Source organism: Rhizobium sp. Pop5 (assembly GCF_024721175.1).
GTDB lineage: Bacteria > Pseudomonadota > Alphaproteobacteria > Rhizobiales > Rhizobiaceae > Rhizobium.
In genome coordinates this window covers 839,965-862,929 of sequence record NZ_CP099402.1, presented here as the reverse complement: position 1 = coordinate 862,929, position 22,965 = coordinate 839,965, and the positions used below count along the sequence as shown (strand labels likewise).

General features: G+C 57.4%; 21 protein-coding genes and 8 pseudogenes. 21 read left to right on the top strand and 8 right to left on the bottom strand.

What is annotated here, in order from left to right:
• Positions 1 to 402 precede the first annotated feature (402 nt).
• Positions 403 to 1,077, top strand: a complete 675-nt coding sequence (locus tag NE852_RS32145; protein WP_008532894.1) for a transcriptional regulator — start codon at positions 403 to 405, stop codon at positions 1,075 to 1,077.
• Positions 1,078 to 1,200: 123 nt separating this feature from the next.
• Positions 1,201 to 1,752, top strand: a complete 552-nt coding sequence (locus NE852_RS32140; RefSeq protein ID WP_008532895.1) for a hypothetical protein — start codon at positions 1,201 to 1,203, stop codon at positions 1,750 to 1,752.
• A gap of 165 nt (positions 1,753 to 1,917) precedes the next feature.
• Here NE852_RS32140 and NE852_RS32135 read toward each other — a convergent pair whose 3' ends face one another.
• Positions 1,918 to 2,913, bottom strand: a complete 996-nt coding sequence (locus NE852_RS32135) for a substrate-binding domain-containing protein (protein WP_037174238.1) — start codon at positions 2,911 to 2,913, stop codon at positions 1,918 to 1,920.
• A 171-nt stretch (positions 2,914 to 3,084) separates the two neighbouring features.
• Between NE852_RS32135 and NE852_RS32130 the strand changes: the two genes are divergently transcribed.
• The 7 genes and pseudogenes from NE852_RS32130 to NE852_RS32100 form a co-directional block, all read left to right on the top strand.
• A complete protein-coding gene (locus tag NE852_RS32130) occupies positions 3,085 to 4,032 on the top strand; it encodes a sugar ABC transporter substrate-binding protein (RefSeq protein ID WP_008532900.1) in 948 nt (315 codons plus the stop codon).
• A gap of 125 nt (positions 4,033 to 4,157) precedes the next feature.
• On the top strand, positions 4,158 to 5,279 hold the full coding sequence (locus NE852_RS32125) for an ABC transporter permease (RefSeq protein ID WP_008532901.1): 1,122 nt from the start codon (positions 4,158 to 4,160) through the stop codon (positions 5,277 to 5,279).
• Positions 5,280 to 5,281: 2 nt separating this feature from the next.
• Entirely contained in the window at positions 5,282 to 6,076 is a 795-nt protein-coding gene (locus tag NE852_RS32120; protein WP_008532902.1) for an ATP-binding cassette domain-containing protein, read from the top strand.
• Between the two features lie 79 nt (positions 6,077 to 6,155).
• Positions 6,156 to 6,959, top strand: a complete 804-nt coding sequence (locus NE852_RS32115) for a TIM barrel protein (protein ID WP_008532903.1) — start codon at positions 6,156 to 6,158, stop codon at positions 6,957 to 6,959.
• Between the two features lie 41 nt (positions 6,960 to 7,000).
• On the top strand, positions 7,001 to 7,993 hold the full coding sequence (gene iolG / locus NE852_RS32110) for an inositol 2-dehydrogenase (protein ID WP_008532904.1): 993 nt from the start codon (positions 7,001 to 7,003) through the stop codon (positions 7,991 to 7,993).
• A 121-nt stretch (positions 7,994 to 8,114) separates the two neighbouring features.
• The gene (locus tag NE852_RS32105; protein ID WP_008532905.1) at positions 8,115 to 8,480 is read left to right on the top strand and encodes a MurR/RpiR family transcriptional regulator; all 366 of its coding nucleotides are present in this window, start codon (positions 8,115 to 8,117) and stop codon (positions 8,478 to 8,480) included.
• A 57-nt stretch (positions 8,481 to 8,537) separates the two neighbouring features.
• Positions 8,538 to 8,975: pseudogene (locus NE852_RS32100) on the top strand (GAF domain-containing protein); the annotation flags it as partial.
• On the opposite strand, the gene NE852_RS32095 reads toward NE852_RS32100, so the two are convergent.
• Positions 8,962 to 9,426: an IclR family transcriptional regulator C-terminal domain-containing protein gene (locus tag NE852_RS32095; protein ID WP_008532908.1), complete on the bottom strand. Its 465-nt coding sequence runs from the start codon at positions 9,424 to 9,426 to the stop codon at positions 8,962 to 8,964. The pseudogene NE852_RS32100 and the gene NE852_RS32095 sit on opposite strands and share 14 nt — an antisense overlap.
• Between NE852_RS32095 and NE852_RS32090 the strand changes: the two genes are divergently transcribed.
• From NE852_RS32090 to NE852_RS32070, 5 genes and pseudogenes are all read left to right on the top strand, one after another.
• Positions 9,425 to 9,667 (top strand): aminoglycoside N(3')-acetyltransferase, encoded by a 243-nt coding sequence (locus NE852_RS32090; RefSeq protein WP_008532909.1) that lies wholly within the window; start codon positions 9,425 to 9,427, stop codon positions 9,665 to 9,667. The genes NE852_RS32095 and NE852_RS32090 overlap by 2 nt on opposite strands.
• 70 nt (positions 9,668 to 9,737) lie before the next feature.
• Positions 9,738 to 9,959 (top strand): hypothetical protein, encoded by a 222-nt coding sequence (locus NE852_RS32085; protein WP_128623622.1) that lies wholly within the window; start codon positions 9,738 to 9,740, stop codon positions 9,957 to 9,959.
• 197 nt (positions 9,960 to 10,156) lie between these two features.
• Positions 10,157 to 10,374, top strand: a pseudogene (locus NE852_RS32080) (NAD-dependent succinate-semialdehyde dehydrogenase); the annotation flags it as partial.
• Positions 10,375 to 10,446: 72 nt separating this feature from the next.
• Positions 10,447 to 11,511, top strand: coding sequence for a phosphotransferase (locus NE852_RS32075; RefSeq protein WP_008532910.1), 1,065 nt, complete (start codon positions 10,447 to 10,449; stop codon positions 11,509 to 11,511).
• Between the two features lie 44 nt (positions 11,512 to 11,555).
• Positions 11,556 to 12,893 carry an aspartate aminotransferase family protein gene (locus tag NE852_RS32070; protein WP_037174254.1) on the top strand — a complete coding sequence of 446 codons (1,338 nt, stop codon included), beginning with the start codon at positions 11,556 to 11,558 and terminating at the stop codon, positions 12,891 to 12,893.
• 176 nt (positions 12,894 to 13,069) lie between these two features.
• Here the strand turns inward: NE852_RS32070 and NE852_RS32065 are convergent, their stop codons facing one another.
• Positions 13,070 to 14,098 carry a PAS domain S-box protein gene (locus NE852_RS32065; protein WP_008532912.1) on the bottom strand — a complete coding sequence of 343 codons (1,029 nt, stop codon included), beginning with the start codon at positions 14,096 to 14,098 and terminating at the stop codon, positions 13,070 to 13,072.
• Positions 14,099 to 14,313: 215 nt separating this feature from the next.
• On the opposite strand from NE852_RS32065, the gene NE852_RS32060 reads away from it, so the two are divergent.
• Positions 14,314 to 15,057 carry a Crp/Fnr family transcriptional regulator gene (locus tag NE852_RS32060; protein ID WP_008532914.1) on the top strand — a complete coding sequence of 248 codons (744 nt, stop codon included), beginning with the start codon at positions 14,314 to 14,316 and terminating at the stop codon, positions 15,055 to 15,057.
• A gap of 57 nt (positions 15,058 to 15,114) precedes the next feature.
• Positions 15,115 to 15,321, top strand: a pseudogene (locus tag NE852_RS32055) (IS3 family transposase); the annotation flags it as partial.
• Between the two features lie 51 nt (positions 15,322 to 15,372).
• Here NE852_RS32055 and NE852_RS32050 read toward each other — a convergent pair.
• The 5 genes and pseudogenes from NE852_RS32050 to NE852_RS32030 form a co-directional block, all read right to left on the bottom strand.
• Positions 15,373 to 17,901, bottom strand: coding sequence for a methyl-accepting chemotaxis protein (locus NE852_RS32050; protein ID WP_037174260.1), 2,529 nt, complete (start codon positions 17,899 to 17,901; stop codon positions 15,373 to 15,375).
• A 287-nt stretch (positions 17,902 to 18,188) separates the two neighbouring features.
• Positions 18,189 to 18,400, bottom strand: a pseudogene (locus NE852_RS32045) (transposase); the annotation flags it as partial.
• Positions 18,401 to 18,557: 157 nt separating this feature from the next.
• A pseudogene (locus NE852_RS32040) lies at positions 18,558 to 19,142 on the bottom strand (IS110 family transposase); the annotation flags it as partial.
• Between the two features lie 251 nt (positions 19,143 to 19,393).
• Positions 19,394 to 19,810: a type II toxin-antitoxin system VapC family toxin gene (locus NE852_RS32035; protein ID WP_008532922.1), complete on the bottom strand. Its 417-nt coding sequence runs from the start codon at positions 19,808 to 19,810 to the stop codon at positions 19,394 to 19,396.
• Complete coding sequence (locus tag NE852_RS32030; protein ID WP_008532923.1) at positions 19,807 to 20,001, bottom strand: type II toxin-antitoxin system VapB family antitoxin; 195 nt, start codon at positions 19,999 to 20,001, stop codon at positions 19,807 to 19,809. Before NE852_RS32030 ends, NE852_RS32035 begins: the two co-directional genes overlap by 4 nt.
• A gap of 496 nt (positions 20,002 to 20,497) precedes the next feature.
• On the opposite strand from NE852_RS32030, the pseudogene NE852_RS32025 reads away from it, so the two are divergent.
• The 5 genes and pseudogenes from NE852_RS32025 to NE852_RS32005 all read left to right on the top strand — a co-directional run bounded on the left by NE852_RS32025 (position 20,498) and on the right by NE852_RS32005 (position 22,958).
• Positions 20,498 to 20,877, top strand: a pseudogene (locus NE852_RS32025) (DUF2255 family protein).
• Positions 20,878 to 20,993: 116 nt separating this feature from the next.
• Positions 20,994 to 21,524 (top strand): annotated as a pseudogene (locus NE852_RS32020) (ATP-binding protein); the annotation flags it as partial.
• Between the two features lies 1 nt (position 21,525).
• Positions 21,526 to 22,158 (top strand): annotated as a pseudogene (locus tag NE852_RS32015) (DeoR/GlpR family DNA-binding transcription regulator); the annotation flags it as partial.
• Positions 22,159 to 22,359: 201 nt separating this feature from the next.
• Complete coding sequence (locus NE852_RS32010) at positions 22,360 to 22,668, top strand: type II toxin-antitoxin system RelB/DinJ family antitoxin (RefSeq protein ID WP_008537324.1); 309 nt, start codon at positions 22,360 to 22,362, stop codon at positions 22,666 to 22,668.
• Positions 22,665 to 22,958, top strand: coding sequence for a type II toxin-antitoxin system RelE/ParE family toxin (locus NE852_RS32005; protein WP_258157061.1), 294 nt, complete (start codon positions 22,665 to 22,667; stop codon positions 22,956 to 22,958). Before NE852_RS32010 ends, NE852_RS32005 begins: the two co-directional genes overlap by 4 nt.
• Positions 22,959 to 22,965: the final 7 nt, after the last annotated feature.

Below are 22,965 nucleotides of genomic sequence, written 5' to 3'. Positions count from 1 at the left end.
CAGATGGCGATTGAGCCTGTGCTTGCGTGCCATAATCCGGACTTGAAAACCTCACGTTTCGATTTGAACGTCTGCTCCTGAGTGAAGGGCACCGGGAGCTGCCGTTCCGCTCACGGCCCCATATTAGCCGTTCCGCTGAAGACACGCCGACTTCCGCCGCTGAACAATTTCAGCGTGTTAGCTTATGAAGAATTATAGGGTCGATGGTTCTGATCCTTTCAAGACCAATACACCGCAGCCCTAAGCGTCACGGCCTTATCTGCACTCGGTTGACTACAAATCCTGCTACCGGAATTGTGCGGAGGATCGTCGGTGGATATAGACTGGTGGTCCGGCAATCGTTATTCCGGATGTAGCAGCACATCATCAAACCATCCCGTGGATTCTCCAAGGCCTCATATATTGAAAAAAGTGCAACGCAGTTTTGCCGTCGAGTACAAAACCGGCAGGCGAAAACTCGATCCCAGGTCAAACTCGATCTGGGGCAATATGGATCTAAAGTCGGTCGCTCGCGCCCTGGAGGAAGAGGCAACGCCGTTTCTGTCGGGTAGCTCTCAGGGTGGCAAGCGCGGCAACGATATGTCTTTACCGGCACCAGATCAGGCCGAGCCGTTGTTGACACCGCCTCTCGGGCCGTCGACAACTGCATCAGATACACAGGAGATGAGCATGGCCGACGAGACTGATACGACAACCAAGGCCGATGGGCCGACCGTTATTGAAACGCCTACTGCGCCGAAGAAACAACGCAAACCCCGCGCCAAGAAAGCGGTGGCACTTCAGACACCGTCAGCTGACGCTGCGGCAGAGCCGGCAGCTGCTCTGGCCGGCGCCAGTGGTGGCAAGAGGAGAAGGCGCAAGACAAAGGTGATCGAAGCTGCGGCGAGCGCCAAACGTGCACCTGTGCGCCGTGCTCCAAAGGCCGTGCAGACAGCCCCAACCGCGCCGATGACGGCGATCGATGAGATGGCGGATCTATTGCAGCTGGAAGAGGAAAATCAGCGACTTCGCAAGCTTCTGGCTGAGAAACTTCGCGCTGAAAATGCCGATCTGCGCAAACGGCTCAAGCTCGATTGATATAAGCAGCGGTCACCGCCGGCCGCTTTTCGTTGCTATCGAGACATTCATTTTGGCGGCGAATGCCGTTGCCGGAATTAAGGCTCACTGCCTGCTTGCGGGATAAAACGCGAGGTTGGATAGATGGCGTCTCCCTGGAAATTTCTTGCCCGACTGATCTCACCGGGGCGCGACCGAAAGAGAGAAGAGGGCTCGACCAACGAGGTTACGCCGGACTCCTCAGCTATTGCGAGTAAGACTGAACCGCCTGCCGAGGAGAGCCCGAATACCGCTGGCCGACCGGCAAGCGAGGAGTTGCCTCGTCAGGATAAAGCCGCTGCAATTTCCGCAGCACCTGTGCATTCCGAAACCGAAAACGGTGGCCGCGATAAGGCCGACCGCGAAGACGCCAAAATCGCGGAGGCCGCTGATCCAGCTCTATCCGGTGATACTGGTATCGAGATCACCGCGCTACATAATACCCCAAGGATCAAGCGAACTGTCGAAGTCGCACCGCGCAAGCAAAGGAGCCGCGGCAAGGAAGCGGTGGCGATAGCGAACGATCGCCAGGTTCTCCACATTGCAAACGAGATGAGCCTCGATGACGAGATCAGAGTGCTTAGGGGGCTGCTGGCCAGAAAGCTGAAGCTGCAAAACGCGCAGTTAAGAAAAATGCTACAGCGGTTTGAACGGTGAGCGTGGCGCGCTGCCTGCCCTTTTCCCGGGATCGATTGCGAGCCTGTTGCGGGTGGACGAATCTCAGATTTGAATAGGGTGTCGCCGCTTCGAGTCCTTTCAAGGCGTCGCACTCGGTCGGCAGATTACTGCGCCGGCCATGCCAACGATTAGCGCTTTCGCAGTTCAAGCTGATAATCTTCGGATCATGCTGCCCGGGAAGGCGATTGTTTCGGATGCACGCTCCCCTGTGATCATGCCGACAATGGCATCGATCATCTTTTCGGTCGGCTGTTCGTAGCTGGTCAATCCGTATGCGGGGCCACCGCCCAGTTCAATGTTGTCGAAACCGACGACCGCGAGATCGTGTGGAACTCGTAGTCCAAATTCGCTTCTGGCGACATCCATTGCTCCGAGCGCCAAAATGTCGTTCTCACACATCAAGACGTCGATGCGCGAACCCGGCGGGCTATCGCTCAAATAGGCCCGGGCTGCCTCTGCGCCGGCCTGAGCGCTATATCTTTCCGCGGTCAGTTCCATGACGCCTTCAATACCCTTCTGGCGCCAGCAATTCGCAAAGTGACGGCGTCTGCCCAGAGCGGTCGAAAGGGTTCTCGCTCCCGTCATGAACCCCGGGCGGCGGTACCCTTTGTCGAACAGATATTCGACGATTTCGTTCAAAGCGACTTCGGTATCACACGCGATTGCCGGCACGCCGGGAATTTGACTGTCTCTGGCAAGGACAAACATTGGGGGAAGACCTTGACCGAGCCGCCGATCCCCCAGCGTTTCCTCACGAAAGGCGGTTCCGAACAGAATGACGGCGTCGAATTGCCGTTGGTCGGCATTGATCAAGGCGTGAACGTGATCGAAATGGCGGTTGATATTGATCAGGACGGTCAGGAGACCCTCCGCCTGCAAACGCTCGGTCAGCATCTCCAGAACGGGGAGCTTATGTGGGTTGGCGAAGTCGTCGACGAAGACGGCGACCTGGTGCGTGATGTTCGTCGCAAGACTGCGGGCAAGCAGGTTGGGTGAGTAATTCAGAGCCTCTGCCGCCTGAAGCACTTTCTGTCGGCTGGCATCCGTAATCGACGCACCTGGAGTGAAGGCGCGGATCACCGTCCATTTCGATACGCCGGCGGCTTCCGCCACCTCTTTTGCTGTCGCCCGCTTGCGCATCTGCCGCCTCCCTGATTGGAATGAATATTCCACAAAAAAATAAAAATGGAATGGATGCTTGATTTTTGTTGAGGATAAAGTAATTTTGCCGAGCTTGCTACCGGGTGCAAAGGGAGTTGCAACCGGTAGCATTGGGAAGATCCACCCGGTGGATCGTTTTGGGAGGGTAAAATGAAATTTGGTCTGAAATCACTTTTCGCAGGCGCAGCCTTTGCGGCGGCGATTATCGGGTCTTCGGCACTTGCCAATGCCGCCGACATTCGCATCGTCGCCGTCACTCACGGTCAAGCCAACGATCCATTCTGGTCCGTCGTCAAGAACGGCGTGACCGCAGCGGCGAAGGACATGGGTGCCAATGTCGAATATCGTGCTCCGGAAACTTTCGACATGGTGTCGATGGCGCAGCTTATCGATGCTGCCGTCAATCAGAAACCCGATGGGCTGATCGTCTCCATTCCGGACGCCTCGGCGCTCGGTCCCTCCATTAAGAAAGCCGTCGCTGCCGGGATCCCGGTCATCTCAATCAATTCCGGCTCCGATGTTTCGAAAGAGTTGGGCGCGCTTCTGCATGTCGGTCAGGACGAATATACCGCCGGCAAAGCCGCCGGCGCAAAGCTCCAGGAACTCGGTGGCAAGGAAGGCCTGTGCGTGAACCAGGAAGTCGGCAATGTTTCGCTAGACCTGCGTTGCAAGGGCTTCGCCGATGGTTTCGGCGGCAAGGTCACGGTGCTTCCTGTCAGCAACGATCCGGCCGATGTTCGGGCGAAGGTCAAGGCAGCGCTGAGTTCCAACACAGCCGTCGATGCCGTTATGGCGCTCGGCGCCAGCACAGCCGGTGAGCCGGCTTTGGCAGCCGTCGAAGATGTCGGCATGACCGGCAAGATCAAGGTGGCAACCTTCGACCTTTCGGCTGATTTTCTGAAGGCTGTGGCAGACGGCAAGGCCGCTTTCGCGATCGATCAGCAGCAATTCCTTCAGGGCTATTTGCCTGTCGTGTTTCTGGCCAATTACGCCAAATACGGGCTCATCCCCGGTGGCAACGTTCCCTCCGGTCCGAACCTGATCACCAAGGAAAAGGCCGCTCAGGTGGTCGATCTTTCCGCCAAGGGGATCCGCTGATCGAGATTGCCGAAAGGCATCCTCCCCGAAGTTCCTCCCCGTTACCGGGGAGGGGCTTTGGTTCGATGGAACGCGCTGCGAGGCAGCGCAGCTGAAGCGCTAAATCACATTCACAGGGAGAAATCATGGCTTCGCTTGAGCAGAAAGCGGCGGTCGCGCCGAAAGCCGATGAGCGCATCAAGCAGGTGGGCTTTCTGACGCAACTGATGCGCCGGCCCGAGCTAGGTGCGGTGGCCGGCCTGGTGCTCGTTATCGTATTTTTCTTTCTCACCGCAGACCCCACGATGTTTTCGCTATCGGGCGTGATGACGATCATGGCGCCGGCTTCCCAATTGGGGATCCTCGCTATCGCGGCCGCACTCCTGATGATCGGCGGCGAGTTCGACCTCTCGATCGGTTCCATGGTCGCGTTCGCTGGACTGGTCTTTGGTGTCATCCTGACGAACTTCGGGCAGCCATTGTCGGTCGCCATCGTGATGACGATGCTTTTCGCGGCCTTCATGGGCGCGATCAACGGACAGATCGTGATCCATACACGTCTGCCATCTTTTATCGTGACGCTGGCGTTCCTCTTTATTCTCCGCGGGCTGACGCTTGTCGGCCTGAAATGGGCGACCGGTGGCTCGACACAGCTCCGCGGCATCAGCGACCACGTCAAAGACAGCCCGCTGCTTGGAATTTTCTCCGGCGAAGCCCTGAACGGCGCCTTCCTATGGCTTGCGGATCATGATCTGATCGACAAGTTCCCCAATGGCGTGCCGAAGGTAACGGGCGTTCCGGTTTCCGTCTTGTGGTTCGTAGCCCTTGCCCTGCTTGCGACCTGGATCTTACTGCGTACGCGCACCGGCAACTGGATCTTTGCCGCCGGCGGCGATCCCAATGCGGCGAGGAACTCGGGCGTCCCGGTCCACAGGGTCAAAACCGGCCTCTTTGCGCTGACGGCATGTGCGGCAGCTCTCGTCGCGATCATCACCGTACTCGATGCTGGTTCCACCGATGCCCGGCGCGGGTTCCAGAAGGAATTCGAAGCCATCATCGCGGCCGTTATCGGCGGGTGTCTGCTCACCGGCGGCTACGGCTCGGCGATCGGGGCCTTCTTCGGTGCGATTATCTTCGGCTCGGTTTCGATCGGCCTGACCTATACCAAGTTCGACTCCGACTGGTTTCAGGTCTTCCTGGGCTCAATGCTGCTGTTGGCAGTGCTCTTCAACAATTTCATTCGCCGCAAGGTTACCGGGGAGCGCTGATCATGGTTGATCTCAACATTCGAACTCCGGTCATCGAAGTGACCGATATCGTCAAGCACTACGGTTCGGTGATCGCATTGAACGGCGTTTCCATGCAAGTCTCAGCCGGGGAGGTGCTTTGCCTTCTCGGAGACAATGGCGCGGGCAAATCCACGCTGATCAAGACGCTATCCGGTGTTGTCCGCCCGAGTGGCGGCGAGTTCCGGGTGGAGGGAAAGCCGGTCGATTTCAGGAGCCCCCGGGATGCACTCGATGCGGGGATCGCGACCGTCTACCAGGATCTGGCGATGATCCCCCTGATGTCGATCACCCGCAATTTCTTCATGGGGCGGGAACCTCGCAGAGGTGTCTTCCCATTCCGCCACATCGACTTCGATCACTGCAATGATGTCACGCGCGAGGAAATGCGCAAGATCGGCATCGATATCCGTGATCCCAACCAGGCCGTCGGCACGCTTTCCGGCGGTGAACGCCAGTGCGTAGCCATCGCACGAGCAGTCTATTTCGGTGCCAAGATCCTGATCCTGGACGAACCGACCTCGGCACTCGGTGTGGCGCAGACCTCCATGGTGTTGAAATACATCCATCAGGTCCGGCAGAAAGGATTGGGCGTAATCTTTATTACCCACAATGTCCGCCACGCCTATGCGGTGGCCGACCGTTTCACCATCCTCAACCGCGGTCAAACGCTTGGCACCTACGCAAAGGCGAACATCGCGATGGACGAACTCCAGAACCTGATGGCCGGTGGCAAGGAGTTGCAGCAGTTGTCCGAAGAACTCGGCGGTACGATCTAGCCTGCGGTCACACCACGGGCGTGTGCTCGACCAGAACAGCTACGCCTTTCAATTCACGCAATAACGATGGAACACGATCATGAACGATCGATCACGAGAAGATTTGCCAACATTTTCGCTCGCCGCCTGTGCGGAAATGCTCTGGCGCGACAAGGCGATCGAGTGGCGAGCCTCCCGCCTTAAGGAATTGGGTTTTGGCGTAGGGCTATGGAATTGGCCGGATCACGATCTGAACAAGCTGGAAGCAACGGGCGCGACCTTCACGATCATGAACGGATATCTCTCCGGCCGTCTGACGGACGACGAAGGTGCTGCCGAACTTCTCAAGACAGCACGCGAAACGGCGCAGATCGGTAAGCGGCTCGGCGTGCAAAGGCTCAATCTGCACGGCACCGGTCTGGGAGATGGAGGTCTGCCGGTCCAGCCGGTCGACGTTGTGACCGGCGCCATGTGGCTAAAGGCGCGCGACACCCTCTGCCGTGTCGCCGACATGGCCGAAGAAGAAGGCGTCACCTTCACCCTCGAAAACCTCAATCTGCCGGTCGATCATCCGGGCGTGCCATTCGGGCGCGCCGAAGACACGCTGGCGCTCGTCTCAAGCGTCAATCATCCGCGGGTCCGCCTCAATCTCGATCTCTACCATGCCCAGATTGGGGAGGGAAACCTGATCGAGCTGTGTCGCAAGTGCCTGCCTTGGATCGGCGAAATCCAGGTGGCCGATGTGCCCGGCCGCTGCGAGCCAGGTACCGGCGAAGTCAATTATAAGATGATCGCACGCGCGCTCAAGGACATGGGCTATCGCGGCGCCATCGGCATGGAAGCTTGGGCTTCCGGCGACGATGAGGCAGCGCTCGACCGCTTCCACGATGCCTTCACGGTTTGAACGATCCGACAGTTAACCCTTACAAATACGGAGAAATATCGATGATCAGGCTTGGAGTGATCGGCGCCGGTCGGATAGGCAAGGTACATGCTGCCACCATCGCAGCGAACCCGAAGGCAAAGCTCGTTTATGTGGCCGACGCTTTCAGGGCCACGGCAGAGGCGCTTGCTGCCCAGACAGGCGCCGAGGTCGCTGACGCAGAGGATATCATCAAGTCGCCTGCGGTGGATGCGATCCTGATAGCAACGCCGACGCCCAGTCATGCCGATCTCATCGAGGCGGCTTCGAGGGCCGGCAAGGCGACCCTCTGCGAAAAGCCGGTATCCTTGTCGGTCGAACGCATAAATGGCTGTCTTGACGTTGTCGAGAAGAACAATTCCATCCTTATGATCGGTTTCAATCGCCGGTTCGATCCCAATTTCGCCAGTGTGGAGGCACGGCTGCGTCGCGGCGATGTCGGGGACATCGAAATCGTCACCATCACCAGCCGTGATCCCACTCCGCCGCCAGCCGAATACGTCAAATCCTCCGGCGGCCTGTTCCGCGACATGATGATTCACGACTTCGATATGGCCCGTTTCCTCATGGGCGAGGAATTCGTCGTGGTAAACGCGCTTGGATCGTCTCTTGTCGACAAGGCGATCGGGGCCGAAGGTGATGTGGATACTGCCGCAGTACAGATGCAGACCGCGTCGGGTCGAATCGCTGTCATCACCAATTCGCGCCGAGCAACCTATGGCTACGATCAACGTATCGAAGTCCACGGTTCTGCCGGCATGCTTGCGGCACGGAATATCCAGGCAACCAGTGTCGAGCTTTCCAACGCCAGCGGCATCAGCGGCGACCCCGTCCAATATTTCTTCCTTGAGCGCTATGCGCAGGCCTACGCCAACGAGATCGATGCTTTCATCGACGCGATCGACAGCGGCAACAGATCCCTGAGACCAGGTGGACTGGATGGACTTCAGGCCCAGAAACTGGCGGAGGCGGCGACCGTGAGCTGGCAGACGGGCAGGCCCGTGCAGGTCGAGTAGCAAGGTTCGATGCGATGCAGCCGTGTCTTCCCGTTGCTACGGAGGATGACATGTCGCGTCCTGATAGTGCTCGGGTGGCACCGAGATTACGGGAAGACGGTTCTTTAAAAGGTGAGGCGCCATGCTACAAGACAAAGGCCACCGTCCTCCCGCGACGCTGCAGGAACTGAAGTGTTTTATTGCCAAGCGGCAGCTCGTCTTTCCCAACAGTCTCGAGCAGGTCGCCAGGCTGATGTTGGAACGACCGGAAATCATCGCCTTCGAAAGTGCTGCCGCGATTGCACGCAGATGCAGCGTTTCACCAACGACCGTCCACCGGCTTGCACAGCACATTGGGTTTCGGACATTCGCCGAGCTCCGTGCAATGGTACGAGAACACCTCCGCAGCTCCGTCACACATTCTCCTGACCCGATGTTGATATCACATGCGCCAGCAGAGTTCCCCTTGGCGGAGAAGCTGGCATCCTTGTCGAGGTGGACGATATGATCCTCACGCCGGTCATCGACGCGTTCGAGAGCTACCCCAAAGCTCCGCCATTCCTGGGGTCTGTTGGACGGCGAGCGGGACGCGGTGGCCAATGCAGCAAACCTGTCGGCGCTGGTCTTCGAACTGGTTCCCGATCTCAACTGGGCCGGCTTCTACTTCCTGAAATCGGAAGATGAACTGGTTCTCGGCCCGTTCCAGGGCAGGGTCGCCTGCGTGCGCATTCCGGTCGGCAACGGTGTGTGCGGCACGGCTGTGGCTGAGGCGCGCTCCATGCTGGTGCCGGACGTTCACGTCTTCCCGGGCCACATCGCCTGCGATGCAGCCTCCCGCTCGGAATTGGTGACGTCGCTCATCAAGGGTGGAAAGATCCACGGCGTGCTCGACCTGGATAGCCCGACACCCGGCCGCTTCGACGCGGAGGACCAGGCAGGCTTCGAAACGCTCGCCGCGATCTATGCCGCAGCTGGCGGCGCGCCGCATCTCAACCGGTACTAAAAGGAACCCTCTGTTCTGTCTCTACAGCTGCGGCGAGCCTTTCGGCAATCTCCATTAGGGGTTCCACATATCGGGCCGTCGCCTCCTTGATCGAGAGAGCGGACCGGATCCAGATGATCGAGATGCATGCTGTCATTACGCCGCCTGGCATCACCGGTACGGCAATTGAGGACGTACTGGGTCGGAATTCGCCTGCCTCGCGGGTAGCATAGCCCTTCGCCCGGATATCGGCCAGAAAATCGCTCATATCGATGGCTTCCAGAAATGAAAGATCCTCAGGCACAGCGAGCCTTCGGATATGCTCGACGACAAGCCTGCGCTCCTCATCGGAGATGAACGCGAGGTAGGCCCGTCCCGCCGAGGTCCTGAGGACGGGCATGCGGTAACCGATCATGCCCCTGTAATGACCATCGCCGCGCTTTTCGTAAACACTCAGGTCGTGCGGGCGCATGCTCGAGGAATTCGACACCGGCCACCCCGTCGTGCCGTGCATCGAAAGCGATTACTTCGCCCGGATCGTCAGCGCCTTTGTCGCCGGCGGTCAGGGCGCACAGGGTTTGGTTGGAGATGCGCCATCGGTGCTGGTCGATGCGGACCCTGTCTGCAGCTTCGCTGTCGCCTGGCTGGAGCATGCCAGCGCGCTGATCGGCTCCGCTCCGGCTGGCTCATGCTCATCCCCGCCGGCTCCTTGAACTCGCCGAACAAAACCCAATGGTGATGTTGGTATGGCCATAGCAATATGGCTATCGGCGGAATCAATGCATGAGCCTCTCCAGTGTTGATTGGCCTGGCCATAACCGGCCTGACAGTCGCCCCGACCATCGCGCCCGGGATACGGAGCTGCGCATCGGCCCCGGCGGCGCCGGCGTCTACGACCGGATCGCGATTACGACAACGGCGCCGGTTCTTGGTTCCGACAAACGGAAAATTGCAGCCCCACCCCGATGGCTTGGGCAGAAAACACCCCACACGCTGAAGATGTAGTCGTGAAATCCCAACACCCATTTCCGATTATCCTACGATGCACCTCGCGGCAGCAAGCGCGCCCCCGGCCAGCGGGTGCTGTCGGCTGCACTATAACTTTTTCCCTCTTGCCTGATCGAGCAGAATACGATTATGTATACAATATTGGCTACAAGTAATGGCTTTGCTGGTCCGTGCCTCTGCGGATTCCGACGGGGGCTATTTTGGAGACAAATCGACTGCCATACGGACTTGCCGCTTCTGCCTATACGAAATCTGCGAAGACAAGCGCCTCGCGCGAAATTGAAAATGGGTTGCTGTCTATCGAGCAACACGGGCTGGCGCTGCCAGAATTGCATTTCGATCGACATGAACGGTTCCGGGTTCGAAAGGCGGGGCCGAGACGATGGAAAGTACAAAGCTCGTGACCGAAGCGATATTGTTCGATTTTCGACCGCAGAAGGTTCGAAAAACTTCAAATGACCTACCTGAAAGGTGGAACGGTAGAATGTCGGCGTTTCAAAAAAAACCCAAGAGTGGTGTGCTCGGTGCCGAACTGGAAACTGCAACTGTCCACCTGTCCTGTGACCAGGCTGAGCAAATTGCGTGCCACCATTATGGCCTTGCTGGTCACGCAACATGGCTATGGGGCGAGAAGGACAGTAATTTTCGCCTGACACTTGAGGATGGCACCGCATATCTTTTAAAAATCCTCAATCCGGCAGAGAATCCTCTCGTTACCTCAATGCACAGTTTGGCGCTCTTGCATGTGGAGGAGGTCGATCCGGGAATTCCCACCCAGCGTGTCATTCTCACGCGTAACGGTGCTGCGGACTTTCGCTTTGTGGCCGATGACGGCACCGAACGGGGCGTCCGCATGGTCACGTTCGCGCCGGGCGTTGCGCAACGTACCGCGCCACAGTCTCCTTTGCAGCGCCGGCGGGTTGGCGCGATGCTTGGACGTTTGCAAAAGGCCTTGAAGAGCTTTTCACATGAGGCCGCATTACATCGCATCACCTGGGATTTGAAACATGCGGCGGGGATGCGTGAAGTTCTGCCGACATTTTGTGATGTCCATCAGCGAACACGCCTCGAAAATGCGATCAACGAGTTCGAGGAGGCGATCGTGCCTGTCATGAACACGTTGGATGCCCAAGTAATCCACAACGACTTCAACATGGAAAATATCCTTGTCGATACGACAACGCCGGATACGATCACTGGCATCATCGATTTTGGCGACATGGTGCATGCTCCGACGCTTTTCGACGTGGGTGTCGCGGCTGCCTATCAGATCGGGGATGAATCTGATCCGATAGGGGCGATGTGCGATCTCATCAGCGGATATCGCAGCGAATGTTCCCTGTCCGATGGCGAAATCCCCCTCATCTATAAGGCAGCGGACATGCGGTTGGTGATGCGACTTTGTATTACGAGATGGCGCGCACGGCTGTTTCCCGAGCACGCTGAGCGCTTGACCACCCAAAATGCGGGCGTTTGGGCGCAATTAGCACGCCTTGACGCAATTCCAAGAACCGTCGCTATCGAAAGACTGCGCGAAGCCATTCGGTGATCAAAAGGATGAAAGAAACCCTTTCCCACAAACCGAGCGCACCAATGGTCAACGGTTTCGATTCGGCGCGGCTCTGCAGCCTGCCGGAACGAGAGCGAAGGATGATCGAGCGGCGACAGATGTTACTGGGACCGTCGTATCGGCTCTTTTATGAAAACCCAGTCCATGTCACGACGGCCAAAGGCGTATGGCTATATGGACCGGACGGAGAAGCCTATCTCGACGCCTATAATAACGTACCGTCGGTCGGTCATTGCCACCCGCACGTAGTGGAGGCAATAAGTTACCAAGCGTCGCAACTCAATACCCACACACGCTATCTGAACGAGCAAATCCTCTCTTACTCAGAAAGGCTTTTGGCGACATTTCCGGCCGAACTCGACCGCGTCATGTACACCTGCACCGGAAGCGAGGCGGTCGATCTGGCACTACGGTTGGCACGTCATTATACAGGCGGTACCGGTATTATCATTACGGAGAACGCCTATCATGGCGTTACGGCCTCGGCGGCGGAAATCTCGCCGTTGCTTGGGAACAGCGTACCCCTTGGCCAGCATGTTCTGACAGTGCCGGCACCCGACACCTATCGCGCCAATGGTCGCGATGTCGGCGCGGCATTGGCAGACGACGTCGCTAAAGCGATCGGCCACATGCGACGCCGGGGTATCACGCCAGCCGCCTTTATCGCCGATAGCATCTTTTCCTCGGATGGCGTTTTTGCCGACCCGCCCGGTTTCCTCAAACCCGTTGTTGATGTGCTGAAAAAAGCTGGCGTGCTTTATATCGCTGACGAGGTGCAGCCCGGTTTCGGGCGACTAGGTACAAACATGTGGGGTTTCGCACGTCACGAAATCGTCCCAGATATTGTCGTAGTGGGCAAGCCGATGGGCAACGGAATGCCAATCGCAGCAGCCATTGTGAAGCCGGACATCCAGGAGTGTTTCGGCCGCGATATACGTTACTTCAACACATTTGGGGCCAGCAACGTTTCTTTGGCCGCTGCCTCGGCGGTACTTGACGTTATCGAGAACGAAAACCTTATGCAAAATGCGCGCAAGGCAGGGGACTACCTGTGCGCAGGAATGAGGAGCCTGAAAGAGGCGTTCGCTTCGATTGGAGATGTACGGGGCAGCGGTTTGTTTCTCGGATTGGAGTTTCTTCGCAATCAGGACAGCCGCGAGCCAGATAGCGCCCTCGCGCTGAAAGTTGTTAGCAAGCTTCGTGACCGGCGTGTGTTGATAAGTGCCTCCGGACTGAATGGTAATGTTCTCAAAATTCGGCCACCGCTCCCTTTCTCTCGCGAAAATGCTGATATGCTGCTCAACGCACTGCAGGATGCCCTTGTCGAAACCGAACGCGAGGGCTGGAACAGTGGGCGGTGAGTCGATTTCGAGGAGGTAGGGAACAGTGATGCGCTTGCCATCCCGCGCGCCAAATCAGCGTTTTTAACTTGCTGAATGAAACGTAGCTACCGCCGGCGACTCTATTGCCGGTCGGTCGTTCTGCTCCTTTCAAGAGCAAAGTAGAGTCAGCGCCACGGCAAGCCAAGTCAGACAAACTACATGATCGCGAGGCGCGGGAGTGAAAGCCGAATGGACAGTCCTGCTGGCGTCCATGACCGCTCGATATCAATATTAAGGCTCCGTGCTATTCGTTGCTCCAGGATGCTTCCGAAGCCGGAAGAAGCCGGAATTGGATCTCCTTGCGTGGGTCCGTTCGTTTCAAGCCAAACCAACTCGACGGTGTCGGACGAGACTGCTGTTGCGATCTCGACGGCTCCGCCGTCGATAGAGAGCGCTCCGTACTTTGCCGAGTTTGTCGCAAGCTCGTGAAGCAGCAGCGCGAGATTGGTGATCTTCGCCCGGCCTACATCGAGGTCATTCCCATGGAGACTCCATTGCCGGCCGTCATCTTGGCCATACGGCGCAAGAATGTTCGAGAGAAGCTGAAACAGCGTGGCTGGCGGATCTACAACGGACTGTTCCGTTAGACTTGGCAACGTTATCTCATGTGCGCGGGCCAGAGCCATGAGCCTTTCCATCGTGCTGGAGGCGAGATCGCTGGGCGTGGCCGCGGTCCGGGCGGCGAGGGTGATAATGCTGCAGATGATTGCGAACAGGTTTTTTACCCGGTGATGCATTTCCCTGAGGAGCAGCTCACGATGTTCGGCTGCCCGTCTAAGCTCCGAGATGTCACGGGCGATCTTCGACGCTCCGATAATTTCGCCGCTGGCGTCCCTGATCGGGGAGATTGTCAGAGAGATGTCGATCAGTTTGCCGTCTTTGCAGCGTCTTACCGTTTCAAAGTGATCGACGCGTTCACCGGCTTGAATGCGGCTAAGAATGGCCGGCTCTTCATCGAGGCGATCCTTCGGGATGATGATGGTGACAGGCTGACCTATGACCTCGTCTGCGGTATATCCGAATATTCGCTCCGCTCCTTTGTTCCACGTCATGATGACGCCGGACAAGCTCTTGCTGACAATGGCATCGTCTGACGATTCGATAATGGCCGCAAGAAAGGCCGCGGCGTCATAAGTAGGCCGAGCCGCCGCCGCGGCCGGTATTTGTTGATCACCCAAACCCATAATTCACCTAAGTTCCTGGCAGAAAAGCGACTTCGCACGGTCGCCGATCTGAAACATATCGCAATGCCGCCTGCATCCCTATAAATATTAAAGGCTTTCGAGCGAACTGCGCGGAAACGCACAGATCTTGTGGTCCGGTCGATTCTTACACGTGTAAGAGAGATAATTCGAGGGTTTTGCGAAGCTTCGATGTAGCCCGGCAAGGAGGCGAGGCTATGCCAAGGATCACTCAAACGGGGATCACGAATAGATTGCTGCGCCTGCTTCCAGGGGAGGCGTTTGAGCATATTGCATCTGATCTCAAACACGTTGAGCTCCCCCTCGGGCGGCCGTTGGTTGAAGCCAACAAGGTGATCGAGTGCGTCTACTTTATAGAGAGCGGCTTAGCCTCAATGGTGGCTGTGAGTTCAGACGGCAAACGTACTGAAGTCGGCCAGATCGGATACGAAGGTATGACTGGATACCCTGTTTTGCTCGGCACCGACCGAACGCCGAACCAAATATTCATGCAGGTCTCGGGCTATGGTCTTGTGTTGTCGACCAGCCGCTTTCACTCTCTCGTTGCTAACTCGGAAGCTCACCTGATCTTTCTCCGTTACGTTCACACCAGAGAGCTGCAGCTAGCTAATTCCGCCTTGGCGGCTGCACGATACAGCTTGCACCAGCGATTGGCTCGCTGGCTACTCATGTGTCATGACCGTCTTGTCGTGGACGACATGCCTCTAACGCACGAGACTCTATCTTCGATGCTTGGGGTCAGGCGTTCGGGTGTGACCGATCAACTGCACATCCTCGAAGGAATGCGGGCCATCAAATCGACTCGCGGCAACGTCAGAATATTGAACCGTCAGATTCTGATTGATGTTGCGGGCGCTTCCTACGGCGCCCCCGAGGTCGAATACGAACGGCTGCTAAGCTCAGACCGGTCAATCGAAGTGTTGATTTCCACCGAGAACTGACCCTGCGTTAGGGAATTGGGGGTGCGGACGAAAACTTGGACCACCAGGAGGTAGTTCATGTATTCCTACGCAGACAGACTTCGCGCAGTCGAGCTGTATCTCAAGCTCGGCAAGCGGGTTAAGGCGACGATCCGGCAGTTGGGTTATCCCGCCAAGATCGCCCTGAAGAATTGGTGCCGTGAGTACGAGCAGCATCTCGACGTGCGTGCTCGCAGCGTGGCTCGAGCGCCGAAATATCCCGAGGCTGAGAAGCAGGCGGCGCTGCCGCAGGCGCTCATGACATCAAGTTACCAGCTCTGCGAATGCATGCTGCCATCATGCCGCGGCCTCGTAGCGTGCTGAAGCCGGGCTCTCGCGGCCTTCAAGCCGAAAGCGTGCGATCATGTCAGTAAGTGCGAGCGTCTCTGACGAGAGCTGTTGGGTGGCAGCATTCGTCTCTTCCACCATCGCCGCATTTTGCTGCGTCATACGATCAATATCGTTCACCGACGCGTTGATTGACTGGAGTGTTGTTGCCTGTTCGTGGCTTGAGGAGGCGATCAGTTCAATATGGCCAACGATGTGCACGATCTCGCTAGAAATCTCCATCAGCGCATCGCCCGTGCGGCCGACGAATTCGGAGCCCGACGCAACCTCTCGGACGGAATTGTTGATGAGTTCGCCGATTTCCTTGGCCGCGCGAGCCGATCGCTGCGCCAGTTCCCGCACTTCCTGCGCCACGACAGCAAAGCCCTTGCCGGCCTCACCCGCTCTCGCCGCTTCGACTCCCGCATTCAGGGCCAAGAGATTGGTCTGGAAAGCAATGGAGTCAATCGCGCTGACAATCTGAAAGATCTTGCCCGACGCGTCCTCAATCCGCCCCATGGCCGAGACCGCGTTTCGGACCACTGAAGCCGAGGCGTCCGCGCCCTGTTTGGCGCGTTGGACAAGCGCAAGCGCTGCTGCTGCCCGTCCTGAAGAGGTGTTGACGGCGGAAGAAATCTCCTGCACTGCCGCTGCGGTTTCCTCAAGGGCAGCCGCCTGCTTCTCCGTTCGGCTGGCCAGGTCATCAACGGCTTCCGCCATCTGGCGGCCATTGTCGCTGATGAGGGAAGACGTCTCGCGGATCTCGCAGAGCGTCTCTCTGAGACCCGCCACAGACATGTTGAAATCGATGCGGATCCGGTCGAGTTCGGGGGCAAAGGGCGTATCGATCGCAAAATTCAAGTCCCCGCGCGACAGCCGCGTGAGCCCTTCTGCGAGCGCCTCGATTGCGGCGTCAACCTGGACCTTGGCGCTACGTCGCTCGAGTTCGTTGCGGGCGCGCTCGGATTCCGCGTCACTACGCGCGGTCTCGGCTTGTTGTTCCATTTCGACCTTCGATAGCGCATTTTGTCTGAAGACGGAAAGCGCGCGGGCCATTTCCCCGATTTCGTCGCCCCGTTTCTCGCCGGTGATTGCGGTGTCGAGCCTTCCCTCTGCGATCTTGCGCATCGCTGCGGTAATCTGGGTGATCGGTCCCTTCAGGGTAACGACCAGCGCGGCACCCGCGATCATAGCAATCAGAATGCCGATCACAATCGCGCCGCCAGATATCCTGTTGGCTTGTTGACGATCCTGGCCAGCATTTTGCTTCTGCGTGTCGGCGAATTGCGCAAGCAGGTTCCAAGTGTTGTCGATCTGCCCCGCAGCGCTATCGAACTCAGCCAGCTTGCGCGCCTCACCTTCAGAGAGCGCCGCAGCGTTCGCCGCAAGCAGATCGAGAACGGGTTGAGCCTTCTTCGGAATTTCGGCAAAAACCGGATCGTCGGTGACCACGCCGGCGAGACGGCCGAGCTCGGTCTGATACATGTAGATCGATTGCTGCACTTTTTTCACGCGCGCGTCGTCTGGTTTGCCGGCGAGTTCGGCGAAGCCGACGCGGATCTCGTTATTGCTGTTAACGATAGCACGCAGTTCGTTGCCGACATTCGTCGCCTGAGAGATATCCTTATCAGACGCGGCAAGCGCGAGTACGGAGGCCCGCATCAGATCGTCGCTAATCGTCTTGAGACTGTCGCCAGTCGCAGCAAGATTGGAGACGGCGGCATCCGTTGTGGAGACATCCAAAGTGTCCGGCGACGCCTTCGAAGCGTTGGCGATGGCATCTACAGCAGCGGCATACTGCGTGGCGAGGGCTTGTCTGTCGGTCCCTATCGCAGGCGAAAGCTGCTCCTTTGCGTTCTGCAAATCGGGCGCATATTTGGCTAGAAGGCTAAGCTTGTCAGGCGGCGTTGTAGCATTTGTATAATCATTGCGAAATTTAGTCGCAACACTGGCGGCCGCGATGATGGAGACTGAATTAGTCAGGCCGCTCTTGTTGGCATTTTCCATCTTTTTCGCACTGGCCATCAGCATGAACGAGCGCTTGCCAACCTCCCCTTGCAGGTCAAGAAGTGCCGCGGAAGCAGCGTCCACATCACTGAGAATTTTCTGCTGTCCCGTTTCGATTTGCCAGATCGCTTCGATCTTTTGCGGAATGATTTGCGATTGATCAAGCGCCCGTTCGAGAAGCTCCACATCGGTCGTCGACCTTAGAGTCTCAATCGTCTCGTTCAGGTTTGCCAATTGCTGTTGGGCGTCCGCAAGCGCAGTATCACGAGCTTCCTGCGACGGCTTCATCAGAAAACCTGTCATGCTTGAAGAAACATGTTTGAACCCATTCAGGGATTGCAAAACATGGTTGGAGATCTCCATCCGCCCTTCGAGAAGGCTCGACGCGTAGTATCCCGTCAATCCTACTGCGCATAGGCTAATGACGAATGGCGCCAAAAGCACGAGCACCTTCGTCTGAATGCGAACCCGCGACATCAAACCATGTATCATGAATGCACTCCCAAATTTGAAGTAAAGCTGCCATCATTTTCTTAAGGACGCATGAAGCGACTCCCATGGACCCGAACCGCGCAGAACAACACCCGTGACCCTGTTGCACGGATCAGGTCGCATTCAGGATTCAAAGTTTCAACGAATCAGCCCCTGACGCGCTCGTAGTTTGCCCGTCCGAAGGCTGACATGCGGTCCAGCGTTGGCGGCGATCTGGATCGTGTCCCGGGGGTTGGTGTAGCTGACGGCTGATTGCCGTGCTTTCCGACGTCGGGTCGGAAGGGATATCAACGCGCCACAGCGGGCAGGCTGATTTGCGGATCATCGCTCATTTGGGCCATTGTCTCAAGCGTCAGATATCTCCCACGCTGGACAGTCCACTCGTCGTTTGCCTCGCGACGACCTCCGTCCGGCGTTTGATTTAGCCGTTGAGGCGCTCAATTGGATTCGTCGAGTGCGACTTCGCCCGGTGTTCTTTCGGAAAGGTCATATAGGCGAGCTGAACTGATGAGGCGGATGCCCCCGGTTTGGCAAGAAGATTTTTGACGGTCGTCCGCGAACAAGGAATTCTATCGGTGGTGTGTCAGGCCTCTTGGTGTGGCTGGTTAGCCAGGGGCCGGGATGCAGTTCGAAGAACAGGGACCACATCGGTTCAGATCTCGATTGACAGGTTCGTATTCCCGAATTCCCTGTGTGAAGAGTAGTCCCTTTATGCGATTGACGTGGAAGACGCGCTCGGCAATCAGATTTTTCCGCTCCCGTCCAATCCGTCGGTTGTCGTCTTCCGCGGGTGTGAGAAGCCTGACCATTGAGCACGCACGCGGCTCGCCACGTTTCCATTCAATCAAAGCGCGGATCAGCGTCTCACCGTCGATGCGGTCGGTCTTTGCCCGGCGATGCCGGCGCGGCATGGCAATCGATGCGGCTTCTACAATGTGGCTCTCTATCCAAGCTTCCTTGCTCAGCACTCGTCCCAACCAGCAGCCATCCAGCCCGACCTCTTGGATCACGACCAATGGGTACAATGTGTTCTTTCGCCGTTTGACCTTCTGGCGAAGCGCTGCAAAGCATGCAAACAAACCGGCGATATCGCCTCCGCTGACGGTGTGGCGGGACATTTTCTTGCTGCCAGGTGACAGAGCCGTCACCAGCCATGTTGACTTGCTTAATTCCAACGAGACGAAAATTGCGCCAAGATCGACGAGAGTAATGGTCTGCGCTTGAGATTGATCTGCTGTCATCGGCATGGTTGGCCTCCAGAGAGTTTTCTAGCGACCTCACTCTGCCACCGTGCAGGCCGCTACTCACCCCTGATGGGATCTCAAGGCGACATGTATTCTGGCGCTTCCTAAAGCCGATTGATTTGACATCCATGAGGGACACCTCGATGTGAAAGATTTCCGCCCCTCGATTGAAAAGGTAGTGACGTATAGGCGCTCTGCAGCTCCTCGACATCTCGGTCCTGGTCCACCTATCGAGAGATCGCCGCGGCTCAGCTCTCGCTGGATAGTGCGCTCTTAAGATCTGTTTCTATAAAGTCACGCCCTTTGAACAGGATCGGCATCTTGAGAGTGTCCGCGCAAGCATAGGACAGGCAGTCGGCGAAGTTGAGTTGGGCGGGATGGCCCTTTCCCTTGCCGTAAACGGCAAAGGCTTCCACCGCGCGCCGGGCGATGGCATCGGTGATTGGAACCACGGTAATTTTGGCCGCTTGAAGAAAAGCCTCGAACATCTCTTGGGCATCAAGGACTTCTAGCCCAAGAATACGCGCCAGATTGATGGTCGCCTCAAGCCGGACATGCGCGCCGGTTTGACGCCGTGCGGCGCCGTCGATCGCGTCCAAGTAGATATCAGCTTCCGGCTCTCCGGCAAGGATGGCGACGAAGGCTGAGGTCTCGATGAACATCATTGACCCCAGAGTGCGTCACGCTCCTCTTTCGTTAAGGGTGGGGCAGGTGGGAGCTTTGCCTTGGCAAGTGCCCGCGCACGAATCTCTGCGACGTGCTGTTTCAAGGGCATAGCTTCGTCAGCTCGCTCAATCTCGTGCTGCAATGCCAGCTTGATAGCCGCAGTCAGGTTGGAGGCGCCACGTTTGCGCATAACGGTTTCCGCTAGGGTACGAACTTCCTGATCTCGGATACTGAGCATGTGGCGTCCTTGTTGTCATGACAATGACTGTATATACGCATGGACGCCGTTTGTCCATACGCGTGCGCGTTCGAGATTATATTGTTCGCCACGCATCGGGGGAAATCGTCGTCGCAGCATTATTGCACGGCAAGCATCGGGTAGTTCGAGTGGCCTTCCGCCTCGTCTCATTTGGTTAATAGAGCGTGGGGCAATTAGGGCCGTCCCGTATGAAAAGCCTTGATTGATTAGCCACGTTCATAAGCCTATGCGAATTGCCATGCCTAATCGAGCGATGGCAACCGCGCTATATTCAACTGGGCTCGTGACGACGAGAGTGGAGCGCCGAAATTATTGCGGTTTGATGCTCCGACGAAAACAAGTCCGCGTCGGCCGTCTGCACGGCGGCCCTGGGTTTCTATCCAGCGAATGCGGTTGTTAACTGGCGAACAATTAATGAGGAATGGCCATGAACTGGTCACAGGATGAGCTTGCGAAAATCGATCAGGCGGACGATCTGAAGAAATCGCACCATTTCGCGAGGATGGCGCGACCTACGGCACCCCGACATGGATCTGGGAAGTCGTGGTTGATGGTAGTCTCTATGTGCGTGGCTACCATGGCCAAAAGTCGCGCTGGTACCAGGCCGCGCTTCATCAGAAAGCTGGCCGGATTATTGCCGCCGGCATGACGCGGGAAGTCGCCTTCGAGCCGATCGACGGGCCGATCAACGACCGCATCGACGACGCCTATCGCGCAAAATACGGCAAGAGCCGGTATCTGGCGCCTATGATTAGCGCTCGGGCACGCTCGGCGACCATGAGGATCGACCTCCGCGAGAACCGCTGAGGGTGAGGTCGGATCGCAATGAAGTTCGGGGCGCGCAATCCTGAGAAGCACGGCGTCTCATCCGCATCTTAATGATGCTGGCCGTCGAACACCAACTCCAAGGAAGGAACTGCAACATGATTAAGCGCAATCTGCGGCAACTGAAGATGCACGGCATGGCACAAGCCGTCAGCGAGCTCACGGAGCAAGGATCGCCAGCGTTCGAGGCGGCAATCCCCATCCTGTCGCAGCTCCTCAAGGCCGAGACCGCGGAACGTGAAGTGCGATCGACTGCCTACCAGCTCAAGACGGCCCGCTTTCCTGCCTATCGTGATCTGAACGGCTTCGACTTCACCAGCAGTGAGATCAACGAGGCGCTGGTCCGTCAGCTTCATCGCTGCGACTTCCTCGGCAACTCCAACAACATCGTCCTCGTCGGCGGTCCCGGCACGGGCAAGACGCATATCGCCACGGCCATCGGTGTCCAGGCCATCGAACATCATCACAAGCGGGTCCGGTTCTTCTCGACCGTTGAGCTGGTCAACGCGCTGGAACAGGAGAAGGCGCAAGGACGGTCTGGACAGATCGCCAACCGGCTTGTCCACTCAGATCTCGTCATCCTCGATGAGCTCGGTTACTTGCCGTTCAGCGCGTCAGGCGGTGCGATGTCAATCGGCGGGCATGCTTCGCAAAGTCCGTGGTGGGGCAACGATCGAGGCAGGAAGCCATTTCGAAAGCGATTTCCGGTTTCGCCAGCAGCAGGAGGGCGACGCCAAGCGCCGCATGGCCGAAGCCGCCCTTGAGCTCGTCGAGCCCGGGATGACGATAATGGTCAACGACGGGTCTATGGCGTCCGTGCTTGGTGAAATGCTGCCGCAGAAGAGGCCGCTAACGGTGATCACGAACAATGCGGCGGTCATCGATCGACTCAAGACGGAGTCAGGGATCGACCTCATCGCAGTCGGTGGAAGCTATTCGGTGAAGTTCAATGGGTTTTTCGGCGTCGTCGCCGAAGAAACACTGTCGCGTCTCAGCGCAGACATCGCCTTCATCTCAACGCCAGCCGTTTCCGGATCCCGCGTCTACCATATGGATGACGACGTAGTCCGCGCGAAACGAGCGATGATCGCAAGCGCCGCGCGCCGATGCCTGCTCGTGAACCATAAGCGCTTCAATCACACCGCTCTTCATGTCCTTGCCGCGGTCGAGGAGTTCGAAATTATCATTACCGACCAAGAGCCACCTGTTGAGGTGCGCTTGGCTTTAGAGGCGGCCAAGGTACCTCTTCAAGTGGCATCGTAGGATGCACTGGATTCTCCCTGACAGTACACCAGTGAGAGTTCCATAAATACCCGATATGCCACATGATTGAGATGACGCTCGGCGGTTCGGACACATTCAGGAGCAACTACAGGAAACGAGAACCGGCAAAGGCAGCTCAACAGCGCTATGGCATTTGTCATTCATTTGCATTAACATCTCATCTGAAAGTCGGAGATCGCAATGGCTGCAAATGCACTGGTACAAACTCGTATTGACGCCGAGATTCGGGATCGTGCCTCCGCAGTGCTTGGAAATATGGGGCTTACGGTATCGGACGCGGTTCGTATCTTGCTCACCCGGACAGCCAACGAGGGTGCGCTGCCACTGGAGCTTCTTTCAGGCAGCGAGGCCCATGACGCTTGGTTTCGCGCCAAGGTACTTGAAGCGCTGAACGATACGCGACCGGACGTTTCGGACGATGAAGTCGAGACCCATTTTGCTGAACGTAGAGCGGCCGCTCGCCTTAACGCGGGCGCGCGCAAATCGTGAAGCTCACCTGGTCTGCGTTCGTGTTATCGGATCGCGACGCCATCTTCACATACATAGAAGCAGAAAATCCGTCAGCCGCCATTCTGGTCGACGAACGGATCGCTGCTGCCGTCCGTCGGTTGATAGATTTTCCAGCGAGCGGCCGTGTTGGCAGAATCGCTGGCACCCGAGAACTGGTGATCAACGGCACGCCCTACGTCGCGGCGTATTCATTTAATGAAACAGCGGTCCGAATTCTTCGCGTTCTCCACGGTGCGCAGGAATGGCCAGATACTTTGCCAACGGGATAGGCTTTTT